General features: G+C 64.5%; 17 protein-coding genes and 7 tRNA genes. 5 read left to right on the top strand and 19 right to left on the bottom strand.

Annotated elements, in window-relative coordinates; translation table 11 throughout:
• Positions 1-241: 241 nt before the first annotated feature.
• From BKG60_RS19215 to BKG60_RS19180, 8 genes are all read right to left on the bottom strand, one after another.
• Positions 242-314: transfer RNA gene (locus BKG60_RS19215), tRNA-Met, on the bottom strand.
• Between the two features lie 137 nt (positions 315-451).
• A tRNA-Met gene (locus BKG60_RS19210) sits at positions 452-525 on the bottom strand.
• 165 nt (positions 526-690) lie between these two features.
• Positions 691-1,305, bottom strand: a complete 615-nt coding sequence (locus BKG60_RS19205; RefSeq protein WP_052773181.1) for a hypothetical protein — start codon at positions 1,303-1,305, stop codon at positions 691-693.
• Positions 1,306-1,336: 31 nt separating this feature from the next.
• Positions 1,337-1,409 (bottom strand) — tRNA-Arg (locus BKG60_RS19200).
• A gap of 173 nt (positions 1,410-1,582) precedes the next feature.
• Positions 1,583-1,656: transfer RNA gene (locus tag BKG60_RS19195), tRNA-Glu, on the bottom strand.
• A 66-nt stretch (positions 1,657-1,722) separates the two neighbouring features.
• Positions 1,723-1,795 (bottom strand) — tRNA-Trp (locus BKG60_RS19190).
• A gap of 128 nt (positions 1,796-1,923) precedes the next feature.
• A tRNA-Lys gene (locus BKG60_RS19185) sits at positions 1,924-2,002 on the bottom strand.
• A gap of 4 nt (positions 2,003-2,006) precedes the next feature.
• Positions 2,007-2,079, bottom strand: a tRNA-Arg gene (locus BKG60_RS19180).
• Between the two features lie 181 nt (positions 2,080-2,260).
• Here BKG60_RS19180 and BKG60_RS19175 point away from each other — a divergent pair.
• Positions 2,261-3,355, top strand: a complete 1,095-nt coding sequence (locus BKG60_RS19175; protein WP_242671618.1) for a tyrosine-type recombinase/integrase — start codon at positions 2,261-2,263, stop codon at positions 3,353-3,355.
• Between the two features lie 578 nt (positions 3,356-3,933).
• On the opposite strand, the gene BKG60_RS19165 is transcribed toward BKG60_RS19175, so the two are convergent.
• Positions 3,934-5,096, bottom strand: a protein-coding gene (locus tag BKG60_RS19165; protein WP_110812385.1) for an IS3 family transposase whose coding sequence is annotated in 2 segments (ribosomal slippage) — positions 3,934-4,809 and positions 4,812-5,096 — 1,161 coding nt in all. Because the reading frame shifts where the segments join, the coding sequence is not laid out codon by codon here.
• A 57-nt stretch (positions 5,097-5,153) separates the two neighbouring features.
• Here BKG60_RS19165 and BKG60_RS19155 point away from each other — a divergent pair.
• From BKG60_RS19155 to BKG60_RS19150, 3 genes are all read left to right on the top strand, one after another.
• A complete protein-coding gene (locus BKG60_RS19155) occupies positions 5,154-6,698 on the top strand; it encodes a tyrosine-type recombinase/integrase (protein WP_052773180.1) in 1,545 nt (514 codons plus the stop codon).
• Positions 6,691-7,149 carry a DUF6262 family protein gene (locus tag BKG60_RS31750; RefSeq protein ID WP_131721832.1) on the top strand — a complete coding sequence of 153 codons (459 nt, stop codon included), beginning with the start codon at positions 6,691-6,693 and terminating at the stop codon, positions 7,147-7,149. The genes BKG60_RS19155 and BKG60_RS31750 overlap by 8 nt, the downstream gene beginning before the upstream one ends.
• Positions 7,150-7,263: 114 nt before the next feature.
• Positions 7,264-7,572, top strand: a complete 309-nt coding sequence (locus BKG60_RS19150) for a hypothetical protein (protein WP_047036554.1) — start codon at positions 7,264-7,266, stop codon at positions 7,570-7,572.
• Between the two features lie 140 nt (positions 7,573-7,712).
• Here BKG60_RS19150 and BKG60_RS19145 read toward each other — a convergent pair whose 3' ends face one another.
• From BKG60_RS19145 to BKG60_RS19115, 7 genes are read right to left on the bottom strand one after another with little or no spacing between them, the layout of a single operon-like run.
• Positions 7,713-8,192 (bottom strand): DUF6985 domain-containing protein, encoded by a 480-nt coding sequence (locus BKG60_RS19145; protein ID WP_047036552.1) that lies wholly within the window; start codon positions 8,190-8,192, stop codon positions 7,713-7,715.
• Positions 8,193-8,216: 24 nt separating this feature from the next.
• A complete protein-coding gene (locus BKG60_RS19140; protein WP_047036802.1) occupies positions 8,217-8,996 on the bottom strand; it encodes a DUF2185 domain-containing protein in 780 nt (259 codons plus the stop codon).
• A gap of 55 nt (positions 8,997-9,051) precedes the next feature.
• On the bottom strand, positions 9,052-9,504 hold the full coding sequence (locus tag BKG60_RS19135) for a hypothetical protein (RefSeq protein ID WP_235624422.1): 453 nt from the start codon (positions 9,502-9,504) through the stop codon (positions 9,052-9,054).
• 47 nt (positions 9,505-9,551) lie between these two features.
• A complete protein-coding gene (locus BKG60_RS19130; RefSeq protein WP_075909840.1) occupies positions 9,552-9,983 on the bottom strand; it encodes an ankyrin repeat domain-containing protein in 432 nt (143 codons plus the stop codon).
• On the bottom strand, positions 9,973-10,632 hold the full coding sequence (locus tag BKG60_RS19125; RefSeq protein WP_047036549.1) for a hypothetical protein: 660 nt from the start codon (positions 10,630-10,632) through the stop codon (positions 9,973-9,975). The genes BKG60_RS19130 and BKG60_RS19125 overlap by 11 nt, the downstream gene beginning before the upstream one ends.
• Positions 10,632-12,320: a GH-E family nuclease gene (locus tag BKG60_RS19120; RefSeq protein ID WP_082131831.1), complete on the bottom strand. Its 1,689-nt coding sequence runs from the start codon at positions 12,318-12,320 to the stop codon at positions 10,632-10,634. The genes BKG60_RS19125 and BKG60_RS19120 overlap by 1 nt, the downstream gene beginning before the upstream one ends.
• Entirely contained in the window at positions 12,317-12,595 is a 279-nt protein-coding gene (locus tag BKG60_RS19115) for a type VII secretion target (protein ID WP_047036548.1), read from the bottom strand. The genes BKG60_RS19120 and BKG60_RS19115 overlap by 4 nt, the downstream gene beginning before the upstream one ends.
• 135 nt (positions 12,596-12,730) lie before the next feature.
• Between BKG60_RS19115 and BKG60_RS32025 the strand changes: the two genes are divergently transcribed.
• A complete protein-coding gene (locus BKG60_RS32025) occupies positions 12,731-12,889 on the top strand; it encodes a hypothetical protein (protein WP_165588885.1) in 159 nt (52 codons plus the stop codon).
• A gap of 4 nt (positions 12,890-12,893) precedes the next feature.
• On the opposite strand, the gene BKG60_RS19110 is transcribed toward BKG60_RS32025, so the two are convergent.
• From BKG60_RS19110 to BKG60_RS19100, 3 genes are all read right to left on the bottom strand, one after another.
• Entirely contained in the window at positions 12,894-13,895 is a 1,002-nt protein-coding gene (locus tag BKG60_RS19110; protein ID WP_207553887.1) for a hypothetical protein, read from the bottom strand.
• A gap of 56 nt (positions 13,896-13,951) precedes the next feature.
• Entirely contained in the window at positions 13,952-16,078 is a 2,127-nt protein-coding gene (locus BKG60_RS19105; protein WP_052773178.1) for a DUF1156 domain-containing protein, read from the bottom strand.
• Between the two features lie 85 nt (positions 16,079-16,163).
• On the bottom strand, positions 16,164-17,339 hold the full coding sequence (locus BKG60_RS19100) for a hypothetical protein (RefSeq protein WP_047036545.1): 1,176 nt from the start codon (positions 17,337-17,339) through the stop codon (positions 16,164-16,166).
• Positions 17,340-17,394 lie beyond the last annotated feature (55 nt).

Here is a 17,394-nt window from a genome sequence, read left to right as displayed (position 1 = left end):
AGATCAGTCCGGCCGACGTCGCCGAACCGCCTGTCCACGGCCACAGAGGCGGAGCCACCCGCACCTGGCATCTCAACCGGGTAGGCAGTTCCAGCGCGGTGTTCAACCGTGTCGGTGCGCGGAGGGCGGGAGGATCGAACTCCCAAGAGCTTGCGCTTCGGCTGTTTTCAAGACAGTTCCCGTCGCCATCCGTCGGGTTGGCCCTCCCAGGGTGCGCCGGCCTGCTTTGGTCGGCGCGTCGTTGCTCCGGCGGGACTTGAACCCGCGACCACCGCATTATGAGTGCGGAGCTCTGCCAGCTGAGCTACGGAGCGTCAGGCACGGCGATGCTCCGTGCTGCTCGGCCTTGAACTCGATGGTTTTCGAGTCTCACCGGGTTTGCCGCGCCTGCCTCCTTCCCTCCCCATGGAGATCGGACGAGGGAATCGAACCCCGGACAGCGCGAACGTCGTTGCGGAGGCGGGATTCGAACCCGCGACCTCCGGGTTATGAGCCCGGCGGGCTACCTACCTGCCCTACTCCGCGCTGGCTGATACGGGCGGCGACACTGGTCTCGGGGCGCTCGCACCGACACCCGCCGCGGTAAATCGCGTTCGACCATGAAGCGTGGTCCCGGCTGGGTCCGAACGAGCGACCTTTCCATGCCGTGGAAGCGCGTTGCCAACTGCGCCGACGGCCCGCGGCTTCTCTCTAGTGCGAAGCTTCGGCGAGGCGAGGCTCCGGAATGCCCAACAGGGTCCGCAGGGCTTCAGCGTTTCCGTGAGCGTCATCGAGCGGATGGTGGGTGTGCCGGGTACGCCGCATCCCCTTCCACGATGATTGATCGTTCCACTTGCCGCGGGAGCCGGCGTAGAAGTCACCGATGCGCCGCGACGAGTGACCGAACAGCACTCGCCGGAGCTGTTCATCGGTGAAGCAGTTCAGCCACATCGCATCGAAGCCGTTGTTGTCGCTGACCAATGTGCACCGTGCGAGACCGAAGCCGTCGAGCCAGCGGTGCAGCGCCCGGGCCACTCCGCTGGCCTCGCGGGCGTGAGTGGCATCTGCGGTGTCGTGGCCGTCGGTGATCCAATAGGCGTCAACGATCGGTCGTCCCGCGGCGTCGAGTTCCACGACCGGCAGGGCCGGGGTGTCAGGGTGCGGATGAGCGCGGTACACGTGCCCATAGAACGACGCCCCAGTGACGACGTGGACCACGGCGAACTCGGTCATCAGACCTGACATCGGAGTCTTGTCAGTCGCTTCGACGTCCACGATGAACAGGTCTCCGACGCCGGCCGGCAGCAGGTGAGGATTACGCGTCATGGTTATTCCCCTCGTCATGCTCGAAAACCTGTGCCCCTAGACGGATTCGAACCGCCGACCGTCGCGTTAGGACCGCGCCGCTCTATCCGCTGAGCTACAGGGGCATATTTACGAGATCCCGTGCAGGTCACCTCTCGTCCGAGGATAGGTGCGGCGTCGTGGAGGTGCCTTCGCCAAGTGATACCAGGGGGATGGCGTTGACACAGGATCTCGCGGATTAAGCATCTACGCGGCGTGCGGAATGTTCCACTGAAGTGCCACGACACGCCGAAAGCAGTAGCGCCGACGGGAATCGAACCCGCGCATCCCCGAGGTGAAAGCCCGAGTGCCTAGCCATCACAGCACGGCGCCATGGACGAGACCGCGATCGTCGCCACGACCTCTGGATCCGACCATCGTTCGGTGATCGGAGATCTGCACGCCCGGCAGGACTCGAACCTGCGTTGTCCGGTTTTGGAGACCGGCGTCATAGCCGCTAGACCACGGACGCATAGGGGAGAGATCCCCGTAAAGCGGAAGACGGAGGCGCTGATCCCCATCGCCGAAGCGACCAACGGTGTTCGAAGCCGTGCGCGCCCGGGCGCGTTCATCTTCCAGATCTCGGCCGAAGATACGACCTGGTGCCCCCAGCAGGATTCGAACCTGCGACCCTCCGATTAAAAGTCGGTGGCTCTGGACCAGACTGAGCTATGGAGGCGAAGTACCCACGCCGAGAATCGAACTCGGAACCTCCTGCTTCGGAAACAGGCGCTCTATCCGCTGAGCTACGCGGGCTGAAAATCTTGTCGGGGTACCCGGATTCGTTATCTCTAGCGACTCCCGCACGTCCCGACCAGGGTAATTGACTCGGTGCGCCTCACATAAATCGGCTCCCCTTGTCGCTACGGTCGTATTTATCTGCAGCCATTCGTCAACGGCGTAGGAGCAGCGGGTGAGCGTATCGAACGTACGAGCTGTGGCCGTCACGATGCCTGACGGACGACAGGCGACGACCGTCGTCGACCATGATGGCCGCCCGATCGAAGATGTCGAAACCTTCCTCCGGTATCTCCGGGCGATGGACAACTCACCCAACACGATCAGGTCGTATGCCCGCCATCTCGCCCTGTTGTTCAGATGGCTCGACGCTCGCAGCGTCGACTGGCACCACCTCGATTTCGATGGCCTGTGCATGTTCGCGCAGGACCTTGCCGATGGATCCCTTCGCGCCCTCAAACAGGTCGGCGAGTATCGGCCACAAGCGCCTCGAGGTCGATCGACATGCGAAGCAGTGTTGGCTGCCGTTCACTCGTTCCTGACCTTCCATCGATTCGAAGGGCGTGGCCCCATGGACCTCCGCCTGTATCGAGAGGTGCAGGGAGGCAAGAGAACGTCCTACGACTTCCTTGCGCACGTCAGCGGTCAACGTAAGCACCACGAACGACGATTGAAGGTCCGGGGGCCGAAGGCCAAACCGCCGCAGATCGTCGACTTCGAGACTGACTTCAGCCGGCTGGTCCGGGCAGCGAACACCGCACGCGACCGACTCCTACTCAGCGCAATGTTCGATGGTGGGCTCAGAATTTCCCAGAGCCTCGGGATCCACCACGAAGACCTCGACATCGCCCGCAAGCGAGTCCGCGTCATCCGCCGGACCGACAACGTCAACGGCGCTCTGTCGAAGCAGCGCACTGAGTTCACCGTTGACGTACCGAAGCGATTTTTCGACTACTACGCCAACAGCTTGGTAGACGAACAGCTTGCACTCGGCATTGACAGCGACTACGTGTTCGTCAATCTCCAGCTACAGAATCGCGGCCGGCCGATGCAATACGCCAATGCCATACAAGTCATCACTGGTATCGGCAAACGAGCAGGTATTGCACTCACCCCACACGTGCTGCGACACACCCATGGGACGGCCCTCGCTAAAGAGGGCTGGTCAGCACCTCAAATCGCAAAGCGGCTCGGACAGTCGTCGGCAATGAGCGCAGACAAGTACATCCACTTGGCCGATGACGACATCGCAGACAAGTACTGGCAGAGCACCATGGCTAAGGCCGAATCGTGACTGCCGACAAGGCGCACAGGAAGGCCCGGCCATCGACAGCTGACCTCCAAGTTCCCGATGGCCCCTGGAATGTCGATGTGTGGCACATCGAACGACCGCCACGCTATGCCACATCCGGCAACGTCTCATGCGCTGTAACGATCTGCGATCGGCCAGCTGGCCGATCTGACGGCGATCCGGTCCGCGCCACCGACGTTTTGTGTATCGCACACCGGCGACGGTATATGCGCGACAAACACGCATCCGATGTAGCCACGTTCGTTAAGGACCAAGCCAGTCGCGGCCCGATCTGCAAACCACGTGGAATGGTGACGCCGAAGCCGCACTTCCCTCCGGTCGACTTCCGGCTGGTTTCGCACACACTCGCCACCGAGCTGAGATACATAGCCGCAATCAAGACCACGCGGATGAGATGGCATGAGCCCGAATACATCTGCAACGTACTGCGCGGGGCAATCGAGCTAGCAGTCAAGTACAACATCGGCAGTCTTCTGGAATTTCCACTGCCCCCTGCCGACATCAAAAACAGCGCTTCGCGGTTGGAGGGGGTCTGCTGCACGATCAGGTGACAGTTTCGGTCACGCGGCCTGACTGGCCGGTGCGGTCATGATGGCTTCGAATTCGATCGGGGTCAACCGCCCGAGGCCGGTCTGGCGGCGGCGCCGGTGGTAGGTCCGTTCGATCCAGGTGACGATCGCGATCCGCAGTTCTTCCCGAGTGTCCCAGCGACGGCGGTCCAGGACATTCTTCTGCAACAGGCTGAAGAAGCTCTCCATGGCCGCGTTGTCGCCGGCCGCCCCCACCCGGCCCATGGATCCGACCATGTCGTAGTTACCCAGTGCATGGACGAATTTCCTTGACCTGAACTGAGATCCGCGATCGGAATGCAGAATGCAACCAGCCACCTCGCCACGCCGCGCGACCGCACTGTGCAGTGCCTGGGTGGCCAGTCGGGACTTCATCCGGGAGTCGATCGAATACCCGACGATGCGGTTGGAGAACACATCCTTGATCGCACACAGGTAGAGCTTGCCCTCGCCAGTGCGATGCTCAGTGATATCGGTCAGCCACAACTGATTTGGTGCATCAGCGGTGAAGTCACGCTCGACGAGATCGTCATGCACCGGTGGTCCGGCCTTGCCGTTCTTGCCGCGCTTCTTACCGAACACACTCCACCACCTGTTGTCCGTACAGATCCGCCAGCCGGTGCGCGCCGCCATCGGCTCACCGGCATCACAGGCCTCCTCGACCAGGTAGCGATAGCCGAACTCCGGATCCTCGTGGTGGGCATCGAACAGGGCGTTGGCGCGGTGGGCCTCGATGAGTTCGGCGTCGGTAATGGGTTTGGCCAGCCACCGGTAGTAGGGCTGGCGGGCGAGCTGCAGGACCCGGCACGTCACCGCGACGGGAATCCCGTCGGCGGCGAGCTCTTTCACGAGCGGGTAGAGCCTTTTCCCGGCAGATTGGCCTGCGACAGATACGCCGCAGCCCGGCGCAGCACCTCGTTCTCCTGCTCGAGCAGCTTGATCCGTTGCCGGGCTTCGCGCAGTTCACCGGACTCGGTGGTGCTCTTGCCGGGCTTGGCGCCCTCGTCGATATCGGCCTGGCGCATCCACTTGTGCAGCGTCATCGGATGCACCCCGAAATCGGCGGCGACCTGCTCGATCGTCACACCGTCATCTCGGTTGCGAGCGACCCGCACGACATCGTCGCGGAACTCACGGGGGTAGGGCTTGGGCACAAAGACATCCTCTCAGCCCGCCCGTCATGGGCAAGCCAACTCAGATGTCACCTATTCGTGCAGCAGACCCAGGCGATGTTTCCTGGGCAGGTCCGCACAGCGATCACCGGAGACTTCGCCTTGGCAATCGTCGGCATGCGCCGACTGCTCGACGAAGCCACCGCCGACCTGTCCGCCTCCAACGTCTGGCATCCATCAGAATTTGACCTGTCCGGGCGTATCAATGTCGTCGCGGACGGATTGATCTACTGGACAAAAATGGAATGCCTTTGGCTGCGGGAGGGGCTGAAGACACTCGCTCGCGAGCAGCTTCGGTCTGGCTCGCGCGCATGGGGAACTATCGGGACCTACGTGCGTGCTGGTTCGATCTTCAGTCGGTACCTCAACGAGGAGATCGGTCAGATCGAACCCGCCGACATGTCTCGCGAGGTATTCCTAGATTTCGTAGCATGGGTGCGCGACGAAGACAGCACGGAAACGGACCTGCATGCCGTCAATACGCTCGCACGATTGCTCAATGATCTGAAGATCGAAGGCATCGTGCCGGAGTTGCCTGAAACGGTGTTTCTGCGGCGCGGCGAGAACGCAATTCCGAAGACGCGACATCCGAAGCCATTTCCGGCCGACATCCTTGAGGCTATCGATCGTCTACTTGCCGACGAAACCGCGATGCCTCCGGCGGAACGGTTGATCCTTCGACTGTTTCGTGCGGTCGGCCCGCGGGCCAGCGAGGCACTGATGCTGCCGAACGACGCCGTCACCTACACCGACGGCCGGGGTTACACCTTGGAGTACTTCCAATCCAAGATCCAGGACTGGCGTCGAGTCCCTCTACCGCCAAAGCTCGGCGGCGATCTTGTAAGACAAAAGCTATGGGTAGCACGAACTTACGGTCCATCTTGCAAATGGATGTTTCCGTACGCGGGCCGCAGGCCGCGCACCAATAGCGTTGTCAATCCCGACGGGCCGTCACCGTGGCCCTTCGCCCGCTTTCGGAACTTTGTATGGGGTTTGTATCGGGAGCACGGCATCGTCGGCTCTGCCATCACCGGCGAGACCCTGAACGGCGCACACCTGCATCGATTTCGGCACAGCATCGCCACTGGGCTGCTCAATGAGGGCTGGAGCCAGTACGAGGTCCAAACCTTCCTGGGTCACAAGAGCCCGACCATGATGCAGGCATATGCCGAGATCAACGATGACAAATTGCGCGACAAGTACCTCGAATTCATCAACAAATCCGTGGACATTGACGGCCAAAATGTTGAACCCCCAGATAACGCAACCGTCGATGTGGAGCGCCTCCGCGACCGCTTTATCCGGTCAACATTGCCCAACGGGTTCTGCACGCTGCCTGAGAAGCAGAAATGCGAGTTTCTTCCCAGCCCGTGCTTGAGCTGCACGTTCTTTCGGACGACTCGAACGTTCCTACCGGTTCACATCCGCCAACGCGACGAGGCAATCAGGGAACTCGATATTGCCGAAGCCGACGGCCGGCAACGCGCGGCTGAAGCGCACGCGAGTGTCGTCACGCGGCTCGACACCATCATCGATGGACTCAATCAGGTACCCGACGACGAGGAGGACTGCGGCGATGACTGAGACCAACACCGCCCGCGTCGATCGTCTTCGCGCTGCGGCGGCACGAAAGAGCGCAGATGCGAAGGCACGAGCTCGGCGCGCTCTGGTTTCGTTGGCAAATCGTGGGGCGCCGATCAATTTCAATACGGTCGCCAATGAGGCCAGCGTGTCAAAGGGGTACCTATACGGTGATCCGGACCTCCGTCACGAGATCACCGAGCGCCGCCGACAACCTCCGCGCCTACTCGAACCAGGGCCACGTAGCGCTCGTTCAAAAGCGGCTTCGGCCGAAGTCAAGCTGGCGGTGGCCACCGACGTCATCCGACAGCTACGAGCTGAAAACGAACAGCTCCGGGGCGAAAACGCAACGTTGCGTGGTGATCTTCTTGCAACACATCAAGCAAGCCGCCTACGCAGCAAGTCCACCGAGCCTCCAGACAAAGGCATTCTCGGACCAGGTGCCGAGGCATAACGGCGTCAAACAGACACCGGCTCGAAATCCAACTGGCCGACGTTCGACGAATCACCCAGCAGGAGCCCAGATGACCGCCGTCAGCCCTGCGACGGAGAAGAAGCTGCGCGACGCGTGCAGCGACTCCTGTCAGACAAGCCCAAACGGACCGACGGGCGGCTCGCCAAAGCGAACCCGCATGTCGAGGCCGCTGTCAGTCGCGCCACCATGAATCGGGCCGACGCCGTAATCGCCGACTGGAACTCCGCCGTGGGCGCACAATCTGCGCCACGTGACGTCGAGCTGCAGGAAACGGTCACCAAGCTCAAGCAGACCATCGCAAAGCTGCGCCAACACAACACCGACCTCGAACGAAAGAACCAAGCCTCCGTCACCGTCATCGCCGAACTCCACGCACAACTCCGCGCGGCTCGCGGGCGCTGAACCGCGCGGCACTGTCACGCCATTGCAGGGCCGTCAAGCGCGCCGCCGCTGGTGACTGTGGCGCACCACCCGGGAGATTCACCGGTCGCGACCCAGACAGAACTCACGAAGACATCGTGCGCCCAGACCAGTTCCTGCATCTAGAGCACGATGTTCTGCGGTCCGACCTCGGCGATGGACTCATTGACGAACTTGACCGCCAGTCCCAGTTCGACGTCCCACGAGCAGTTGTACATGAGCGCAACCACGCGGTCGGTGGAGCTGCGACGCGGGAGCGGAACCTGGAAGAAGTCCGGTGTCACCAGAGTGGACAGGCCTTCTTTGCCGTCGATGATCGGCATGAGTCGGTCCGCATCGTCGCCGAACTGCTCGCGCAACTCCGGCTGGCGCTGGAGGTACTCGAAGTAAAGGGCATCGTCGGCCTGCCCGCAAAGCTCGGCCTTGCGGGCAGTGAACTGCTCTACAGCGTCACGCTGGACAGGCTCTACCGGATCGGCTTCATCCCAGCCCCCCAGGGCCATGCGCACGGTCACTTCACGTCCAAGAAACAGGATGGTGTAGCTGCCCTCCCAGCCTCCGACTTCGCTGAAAGTGATGTCTCCGAATACGGGATCGATCATGTGGCTGGCCTCAGTCCCGCCCGTTCAGCGCCTGTTCGTGATCGACCGCACCAGTGCCTGCGCCGATGCCAGATCGTCGCCGCTGTCGAAGTACACGGCCAGCTGCATGTGGCCGGCGCTGCTCACCACGAAGCCGTAGAGCGCCGGCAGCCTCGCGTCGCCGGCCCCTTCGGCGAGGCGGTACGTCAGGTAGTGCACACCGTCCTTCTCCCACTCGGCGTGGTCGAACCCCCGCGGTGAGACGTGGCCCTTCACCTGCCGCAAGCGCTCGGTGGGGGCGTCGTTGCGGGGGTTGCCCCACGGGGTGAGCATCGCCGTCAGGCCCGGCCGCCAGAACACCGCACGCGACGAGCCCGCGTCCTGGTCGATGCGGAAATTCATCGGTTCGGGCACCGCGAGCATCCAGTCTGCCGTGAGCTCGTGGTAGCCGTTCACGACGGGGAACTGCGGGTTGAGCGCCGGCGGTGTCGGCTCATCTGGATCCCGCGGCGCGCCCTCCGGATCCTCCACGAAGGCGTCCCCGTGCCGGATGAACGCAGCCCCTGGCGGAGCCTGCAGGTACGGCAGGATCGCGCGGTCGTAGTTGGCGACCATGTTGAGCGACACCATGTTCAGGTGGCTGGGGTCGGCCAGGTACTCCGGCGTCTCGTCCCCGGCGGTGAACACCCAACCCGAGCCGTCGCGGTACATGTAGCCGACTGGGCTGCCGTTCACGACGATTCGGTCGGTAACGAGGCAGCCGTCCCCTGGAGCGAGGCCCGGCACGATGTCCTCGGCTGACAAGTAGAACTTCTTGGGCGCCACGAACGGCACAGTACCGGCCCTGCGCCACGTGCTCTCCCCGTCAGGCCTTGGCCGTTCAGACCTCCCGGCGCCCATGTGCGGTGTCGGTGCTGAACACGCTGTAGAAGTAGGCGACGCTGTCGGTGTCGCCGTTGTCGACACGCTTGAACGCCTTCCCAATCGGGTTCGCATGTGCCGCGGTGGACGCGCGATAGATGGTGAGCGGAAACGTGTAGCGGGCGACTTCGGGTGGGGTGTCGACCCATTCGTAGTCGGCGTTGCGGACGAGCACCTCGCCGACGTAGCAGCCGAACACGAAGATGGTCTCGGCCACCGCATCGGAGCCCGGCTCGCGAAACTCTTCCAGGATTCCGTCCACGAGACTCAGCGAGGCCGGGGTGTAGTCGAGTTCGACACCGGACACGTTGCGGGCGGCGTCAACCGCACGCTGGGCGAGTTCGGGGGCATGCTGCCGATCCGGTGGTGCGGGTAGCCGGATTCCTCGTCCCGTCCATGCCGGCCCGGTCACCGCCGGCACCCCGGTCAGTTCCGCTACGTCCTCGATTCTGGCGATGGCTACTGTCCTTTCGCCTTCTGCTCGATCAGCACGATGAGGTCGTCGGGGAAGCCGGCGATCCGGCCGATCATCACCAGCGGGGAGTTCTTGCCCTCGGTGCGGTTGGGGTCGGCGCCATGGTCCAGCAGCAACCGCACCATCGAACCGTCGGGACAGGTGCGGCTCTGCTTCATGATCGCCATCCACAGCGGAGTGTTGCCCCACACGTTGATCGGATCGACGTTCGCGCCGGCACCAAGCAGCGCCTTCGCGAACTCGACGTTGCCCCGGTCGGCGGCGATGTGCAGCGGAGTCATGTCTTCGGGACCGGGGGTGTTGATGTCGGTCCCGTCGGCGAGTTCGACACCGAACGCCGCGACGTCGTTGTTCATGACCGCACGGTGGATCGGCTTGAGGGGATCGATCTTGGGCGGGCGACCGCTACGAGCCATGGCGATGAGCCTCCGTTATGGGAATCGGGATGGTGGGTGCCTCGGCGTTCACGGTAGCGACCGCAGTGAGGAATGCGTCATGCACGGCGTCCGACAGCTCGGTGACGTCATCGCGTAGCCGGGCGCGGGCGTCGGCGCTGATGAACAGGCCGTGCAGGGTCAGCGAGCCAGCGCTCCGTGTGCTGCCTCCCATGACGTAGGTGCTGTACTGCGCCCACATGCGGCGCCCGGCGGCGGTGAAGTAGCCGCTGCTGCGCACCGCGCACGCCTGCTGCCCTTCGGGCACCGTCAACTGGTGCGTCGTGAGCGACTCGGCGCCTAGTCCGCGCAAGGTGCAGTCGTTGTGCTCGGCGATGACAGTTCGCGGCGGCGAACCTGTGAAACGGTAGACACTGATGGTTTCGCAGCCGTCCCACCCACCGTCCGCGCGAACTTGGGCCACGGCCGTCCTCGTGGGTTGGACGGATCCCGTATCGAGCTGGACGACCTGCCACGTGTCCGGAACAGCCAACTGCCACAACCATTCCGGACCCTCCTGTGGCCGCAGCTGGCTGAGATCGGTGACGTAGGGGGCGACGGCGTCGACAACCGACTCCACCGTGATCAGTCGACGGTGGTCGTTACGGTGGTCCGAGTCTGGGTGGGTCATCATTTGAACGGGTAGGCCAGTTCGCTGCCGATTTTGCCGAGGATCGCGAGGAACGCGCCGATTCCCGCCACGACCCCGGTCGCCTTCCCGGCTTCCTCGGGAGTGACGTTCACGTCAGGCATGTGGACGGAGATGTCGGGCGGGCTCCACCCGGGTGACGGAGCGGCCGGCGCGGGCGCGGGCAGGGTGTCGACGTTGACGCCGATGGGACCGCCCAATGGGTTATGCGTGTACTCCCCGCCGCCCGCGCCGGTGAGCCACGGCGGCAGCGGCGGTGTCGGAGCGACGGGTGGAAGTCCCGGGACGGGCGAGTGACTGCCGTCGAAGGAGGGCAGAGCGACCGGCGGATGGTTCAACACATTCGGCAGGTTGGGCGGCAGCGAGATGCTCGGCGCCGAGTTGCTGCCCGCCGCAGCGTTGGCGCCGGCCTGCAGGCGCTCCGGTGTCCAGGCTGGATTTGGGGCGTATGGGCTGTGGTCCTCGTTGGCGTGGCCGGAGTTCTCTGCAGGTGTTTCTAGCCGGAAGGGACTATGGCGATTCACGAAGTCGTTGAGCTCCTGTTGCGTCCAGCCCTCCTCCATGGCTTGCCTCAGGATCCGCCAGTTCTCGGAGCCGAAATCGTGTCCGAGGTGGAATCCTCCTTGCGCTGGGATGGTCATCGCCCCTGGCGTTCCCTCTGCGACAGGCCTGCCCGTAGTCTCATCGACCCAAATCAACTCACCCGCGGCATTTCGCGCGGCGGGGATCACATCACCGCTGACGTCCGACAGGAAGTCGCCTTCCGGTGTGCGGAGCGCATCGGCGAAAACACCCAGCCGTGTTGATAGTCGAATGTAGGGCCGACGCAGCTTCGACATGAAGTTGGCGGCGGCCTCTTCGGCCTGCGCATAGGCATCACCCGCGTTCAGACCACGGCTGGACGCTACTAGCAGACCCTGGCGGAGCTCGCTTTCGAGCTGCGCTGCTTCAGCCGCAGAAAGATCCTGTCCGTTGAGCAGGTCGTTGAGGGCGGCTGCGACCTGGGCGTCGGACATCGGCCCCGACCCGTCGTTCGGTGCGCCCACCGCCGGCTGATTCGGATCTGTTCCGTCTGTCTCGTTGTCGACGAATCGAACGGTGCCGTCACGCCCCTCGCCCTCATTCTCGAACTTGATCCCGTCTAGCTCAGCGGCTTTCGCCTCCAGCCGGTCACCGACGAAGGTGTCGGTCTGGACGAGCCGCTGGGCGTACCACCGGATGTCGTCGGCATGCTCCTTGGCAGCCCTGTTCCGCTCGACGATCGTGTTGATGTCCCACCGGCGGGTGTCGGTCGCCGTGAGGTCTTCACCGACGCTGAACCCGTCGTTCACGGCGGTGGTGATCGCGTCGAGGAACTCGCCCTTGGCGGCACGTACGTCATGGCCGCCGCTCTCGGCGATGTCGGCGGCCTCGTTATGAACGTCGCGCTGCCGGCGCACTACGCCGAGGTCAGCCGTCACCCGGTCCAGTGCGGAGTCCTTGCCGTCACCCGCCCACGTGGTTCCGCCGGGAGCGGCGACGCCCTGGCGGTGCTCGTCGAACAGGGCGACGGACTGGCTGCCGATCGTCCGCAGCTGGGTAGCGGCGGCGTCGAGGTGCTCCGTCGGCCAGTTCTCGAGCTCCGACCGGCTGGGCAGGGCGCCGCCCACGCCGGGAGCAGCAGGGCTCACACGCTCACCGTGGTGATCGCGTGGCCGCCGTCCTCGTCGGTCGTGTCGTAGCGTGCGGCGCTCACCGTGAGGTCGCCGGACTGACCGCTGATCCGGTTGGACTGGCGGGTGCGGGCGGACTGGACAGCGGCGAGGATCGCGGCCACACCGGCCTGACTCGGGGTTGTGCCCCGTCCGCCTTCCAGAATTCCGGTGGCCAGCGCCGCTGCGACACCGTCGCTGTTGGCGGCCGCGCTGCGTAGACCAGCCGCGTCAACATGAAGGTCGTTCGCCATCGCCAATCCCCCAAACCAGCCACACCCTGGTCGTGAGCGTAACTCACGATGTGCACCAGGGCTGACGGCAGTTTAGTGTGCGGTGGCCTCGGAAACGGGTGGAACCGATCCGAGTGCGCGTGCGTCTAAACGGTCGTGGAAGAGTCCGCAGAGGACCTGGACCTGGACCGGCTGCCGGCCGTCGTGGAGACCTACTTCGCCCAGGAGCGGGCCTGGCACCGGCTGTTGCGCGGGACCGGGCTCCAGGACGAGACGGCCTCGCGGGCGGAGTTGGCGCGGTGGGTACAGCAGTAGCGACTCAGCTAACCGCTACGTGAGGCGTCGGGGGCGCGAACTCCGACAGCCCCGTGTACTTGATCAAGTCGTGCAGCGTGTTCGCGGTGAACACCTTTCCGCGCGTCGCCACGATAAGCTGACCAATGTCTTCCCGGCGGACCCCAAAGCCGCGGCCGTCGATGCAAGCGACCACCTCGAACGCCGGTTTACCCGCCCGCTCACGGTCGTCGCGCATTGTCGCCAGCCGCAGGATGCGGGTCACCTTGTCGCGAGCGGTGCCGTCATCGCCCGTAATTTTCGCCTCGATGATCACCGTGGGCGCCAGTTCGTCGGGCGTGAAGAAGTCGGGCGCCTGATCGAAGCCGGGCACCCGCTCGGCGCGCTTGGTTTTGCGGAACGGGATGTGCGCGGCGGCGAGCACATCCTCGATCGCGTTCTCCATCACGTCGCCGACCAGTTCCGACACTCCGTCGCGGTGACTGGAGAATGGCCGACCCAAGTAGCGTTCATAGAGCAGCACCGCGTACGGAACATGCTGCTCGGCGACGTAGCGAACCGAGTCCAGCCCCTCCTTCGTGTCGATCTTGTCAAGGCGGTGGATCATTCCCTCGGGTGCTTCCGCCGCCCCGTCACCGATGGCCTTACATGCCGCGGTGAACAGCGCCGCGGTCCTCGTGACCGTGATGGTCGATGTCCCGCCGCGGGTGTGGAAGTAGTTGTGATCGGTCCGCATGTGCTTGTCGAGCCCACGCGCCCAGTTGTTAGGGAAGCTCTCGCCGGTTTCCTCCTTGGCGAGGTCCTGCCACTCGGGCGGCGTCACGCCGATGATCGCCCGCAGAACGATCCCAGCTACTGCATTCTTGCGAACCGCATCCCAGCACCGGTCGACGGTGAGTGTCTTGAACCCGCCGGTGCACAGGCGCAGCGCCTCGTACCCCTTCTGGAAGTCGGCGTATTCGAGGAACGTCGCTCCTCTCGGCAGGAGCATGAACTGTGAGGTGAGGTCGTCGAACGTCGCCTGCACCAGGTTGTCGAGATTGGCCTGCAGTTCATCGGCGCTGAGCTGGTAGGGGCGCACTGTCATAGGGTGATCGGCTCCAGTTCGTCTCGGATGGCGGCTACGGCGGCCGCGGCGGCTTCGAACCGCTGCTCCAAGGGCTCGTCCGCGGGCCAGGTGTCCCGCAGACGCCGAATCGTCGCGGCGGCCAGGTGCCCGGCGGTGAGGCACGCGATGTCGCCGGCAGTCGGCTCGTACGGCACTCCCCGCATCGCCTCGACGTCAGTGCTAACCAGCTGCGCGATGGTAGGCCGGGAGACGGTGAAGTTAGCAGGAGGGCGCCGGCACACGAACACCGAGTCGAGGATCGACGACTTGGTTCCGGCGATGTGCAGCGACGCCGACATCTCGCCCGGAGTCACCAGGACCCGGGTGCAGGTGAGCCCCGCGTCGAGGATCGCAACGATGAGCGGCACGTACGCCTGCGGGTCGTTATGGTGGTACGTGAACACCAGCGGCGCACCGGGTTTGAGTGCCGAAGCCATCTGGCAGAACACCTCGCTGAGGCCTGCGGTGAACTCCCGCAGCCCCCGCAGCAGCGTGACGTTGCCAGTCAGCTCGTCGTCGGTCCGCGTCGTCTCCGGCGCGAACTGGGCGTGTGCGCCCATGAACTTGCGCAGCCAGACGTAGCAAAAGTCCATCAGCTCGGCGTACTGGACGTTGTCGAAGTATGGGGGGTCGGTGAACACCCCGTCCAACGAGTTCGCGCGCAGCACCAACTTCTGCGAAGGTGCGCTCGACAGCCATGCCGCTTGTGGTCGGGACTCCGGCTCCGACTCGATCAGCGGCGTCTCGATCGACTCCCCGGCGACCGGGTGGATCACCTTCCTCTTGCCCTCGTAGATCACCTCGTACGGGTCCTTGGCGTACTGCTTGGCCTTCACGTACTTGGCGACGAAGTGGACGAACGAGCCGGAGCCCACCTTCGGGATGCCGAGCAAGCTGTTCTCGCACGCGAGCAGCGCCACTGGGAAGCCGTGCACCGCGAACACGTCCTGGCACTTGAGCGCGTAGGTGTCGTAGCGGCACAACAGGTTCTGGTACCGCAGGAAGTCGCTGAACACCGTCGCAAGGGCGTACCGCACCTCGGCGTCGTGCACCTCGGCGATGCGCTTCATCAGAGTGCCGAGCCCCAGCAGCTGCCGATCGCTGAACATCTCGTTCCAGTGGTGGTATCCCCAGCGGTGAAGGCGACTGGTCTCGTCGCCCGCCGGTATGGCATCGTCGGGGATCAGCAGACTATCTCTAGTGGCTCGGAGCAGCTTCGCCGCACGTTTGATGCGCGCGTGATCCTGTGCGTCCGGCGTCTTGAACTGCCGGCCCTGCACGTCCCTGTAGCAGTGCTCGCAGTGGTACTCGATCCCGTACAGCCGGTGCCGCGGCGGGGCTCCCAGCCGGGGCGCGAACTTGAACTGCTCGCCGCAGTGGTGGCACGTCGCCGTGCCGCGTGTAGTCGGCCGGCGAGAGAGGTCGTAATCGCACTCGGGACACCGCGGCGTCTTCGTCTCCGGGATCTCGCGCAGCGCGTCGCAGTCCGGGCAGTGGTACACCTCGCGGGGGTGCCGCACAGCTTCCGCAAGCCGCAGCCCAGGCAGCAGATCGACGGTTTCGCCGCAGGCCGGGCAGCCACACTGCTTGACGAGGTGGAAGTACTTCACCTGCGCGTTCCCAGCGCACTCCTGGCACTTCGTCTGGTACAGGTCACCGAGTTCGTCCCGAACCTCCGCAATCACTCGGTCCGCCTCGCACTGGAACGCGTCGAGGTCCAACGGAGCTACACCTTGGCGCACCGTCCAGTAGGACATCGGGTTCACGTCACAGCCGACGACACTTAGCCCCATCCGCGCGGCCTCGTACACAGTGGTACCGCCACCCATGAACGGGTCGGCAACGATGCCGGTGAGGTCGTGCGGCAAGGTGTAGGCCTCGGCCAGCGGTCGGTCATCGAACTCGGCGTGCAGCAAGGACCGGAAAACAGATCCCGGGCGCCGGGCGAACCACTTGTGGATCTGGATGATCGGCCGGTACGACTGCTGGACTTGCTTCTCGCGCAACGCAAGCTGTGCGACGAACGTGGCGTCGAAGCGGGTTTCGAGTCCGCCCTGGCGGACGTCGCCGCGTCGTCGTTTCGAACCGGTGGAGGGACTCACACGATGACCATACGCGGCGGGTGTGACAGTCCCCGGGAGGCGAAGACCCATGCCGCTATGAGTGTGCAGCACCCCTCCGACCCCCTCACACCCGCGACGACCAGTTCGGCGCGAACGGCAGCAGTTTCCGACTGGACGTGCTGACTATTCGCTGGTCCTGCTGCCGCACCGGGAGAACAACACGCCGCGGTGCCGGCGCTTCATCGGGCGATTCGGGGTTCCACGCGTCCTCGGAGGGGAGGCCAGGCCCCGACATGTGCATGTCGATGCCCCCGAAATTGTCGTTGGCGTCCTTCTTTACCAACTCGTGTACGAGCGTGCGCACGTGGGCTCCCTCAGCCGCAACCGGGCCGTGGACGGCGTCTCGCACCTTCTGGGCAGCGACGATCGACACCTCGCCGGCCTGCCCCGTGTAGCGACGCCGGGCGACATTCCACAGCGACGACACCGCCTGCTGGATCAGGAAGGACACTTCGATGTCCTGATCCGGGAGCGTGCGGGTCAGCGACACCCACCACTCCGTTCCGCCCTTCGCACCCGGTGTCTGGGGCTTGTGCAGGTAGGCGAACTGCGAACCCGCCACCAGCGGGATCGGGTCACCACCACCTGGCGGGGTGAACACCATCTGAGTGCTCTCGTCGGTGTGCACCACGGTGAGGCCATGCTTGGCCGCGTTGTACAAGAACGACTCGGACAAAACCGTGTCGGCGGCGGTCTCCAGGAGCAGCTGCCACGCGGTGACCGTGCCTTCGAACTCGCCGTCCTCCGCGTTGAGGGCCGCCTTGGCGGGGTCCGTACCCCCGAGGAACACCTGCTTCACGTCGTCGCGGTCGAACCCGGCCTGCAGGGCGGCGCTGACCTTCCCCTTGAACTCGGCGAAGCTGACCGACGCTGCCATCCCGAGCCACGGGCAGTCCTGCTTGTCGACGTGCGCGAAGAACAGCCGCAGCAGCATCTCGCAGGCGTGGTGCAGGACGAGGACGCACTCGGTGCGCACGTAGCGGTCGCGAGCCTCCTTCGACGGAACCGGCGCACCGACGCGGCGGGAGACACCCACGACCCGCTCGGACTCGTACGCGGGCACCAGGGCCTCGGCTGGCGCCAACATCAAGGTGAGGGCCTCGATCTTGGTCAGCAGGTACTCGCTCGGGTCGTCCTCGTAGAAGGTGGCGTTGAGTTCGGAGAACAGTTCGTGCGCCAGTCGCGGGCCGGCTGGCGCTGCGGCCTTCGGCTTGCGGGACCTATTGCGGTTGCGCGTCATCAGCGCAGCGTAGGGCTGGCCACCGACAGCGCGGGCGCCCCTGCTCGACGCGAGG

The sequence above is a fragment of the Mycobacterium syngnathidarum genome (genome assembly GCF_001942625.1).
GTDB classification, from domain to species: Bacteria; Actinomycetota; Actinomycetes; order Mycobacteriales; family Mycobacteriaceae; genus Mycobacterium; species Mycobacterium syngnathidarum.
This window is presented reverse-complemented; position numbering and strand designations above follow the sequence as displayed.

Excerpts from the sequence above, each read along its gene's own strand:
- BKG60_RS19205 (WP_052773181.1), bottom strand. The coding sequence starts at position 1,305 with ATGACGCGTAATCCTCACCTGCTGCCGGCCGGCGTCGGAGACCTGTTC.
- BKG60_RS31750 (WP_131721832.1), top strand. The coding sequence starts at position 6,691 with ATGACTGAGACCAACACCGCCCGCGTCGATCGTCTTCGCGCTGCGGCG.
- BKG60_RS19145 (WP_047036552.1), bottom strand. The coding sequence starts at position 8,192 with ATGATCGATCCCGTATTCGGAGACATCACTTTCAGCGAAGTCGGAGGC.
- BKG60_RS19130 (WP_075909840.1), bottom strand. The coding sequence starts at position 9,983 with ATGGCTCGTAGCGGTCGCCCGCCCAAGATCGATCCCCTCAAGCCGATC.
- BKG60_RS19125 (WP_047036549.1), bottom strand. The coding sequence starts at position 10,632 with ATGACCCACCCAGACTCGGACCACCGTAACGACCACCGTCGACTGATC.
- BKG60_RS19115 (WP_047036548.1), bottom strand. The coding sequence starts at position 12,595 with ATGGCGAACGACCTTCATGTTGACGCGGCTGGTCTACGCAGCGCGGCC.
- BKG60_RS19100 (WP_047036545.1), bottom strand. The coding sequence starts at position 17,339 with ATGACGCGCAACCGCAATAGGTCCCGCAAGCCGAAGGCCGCAGCGCCA.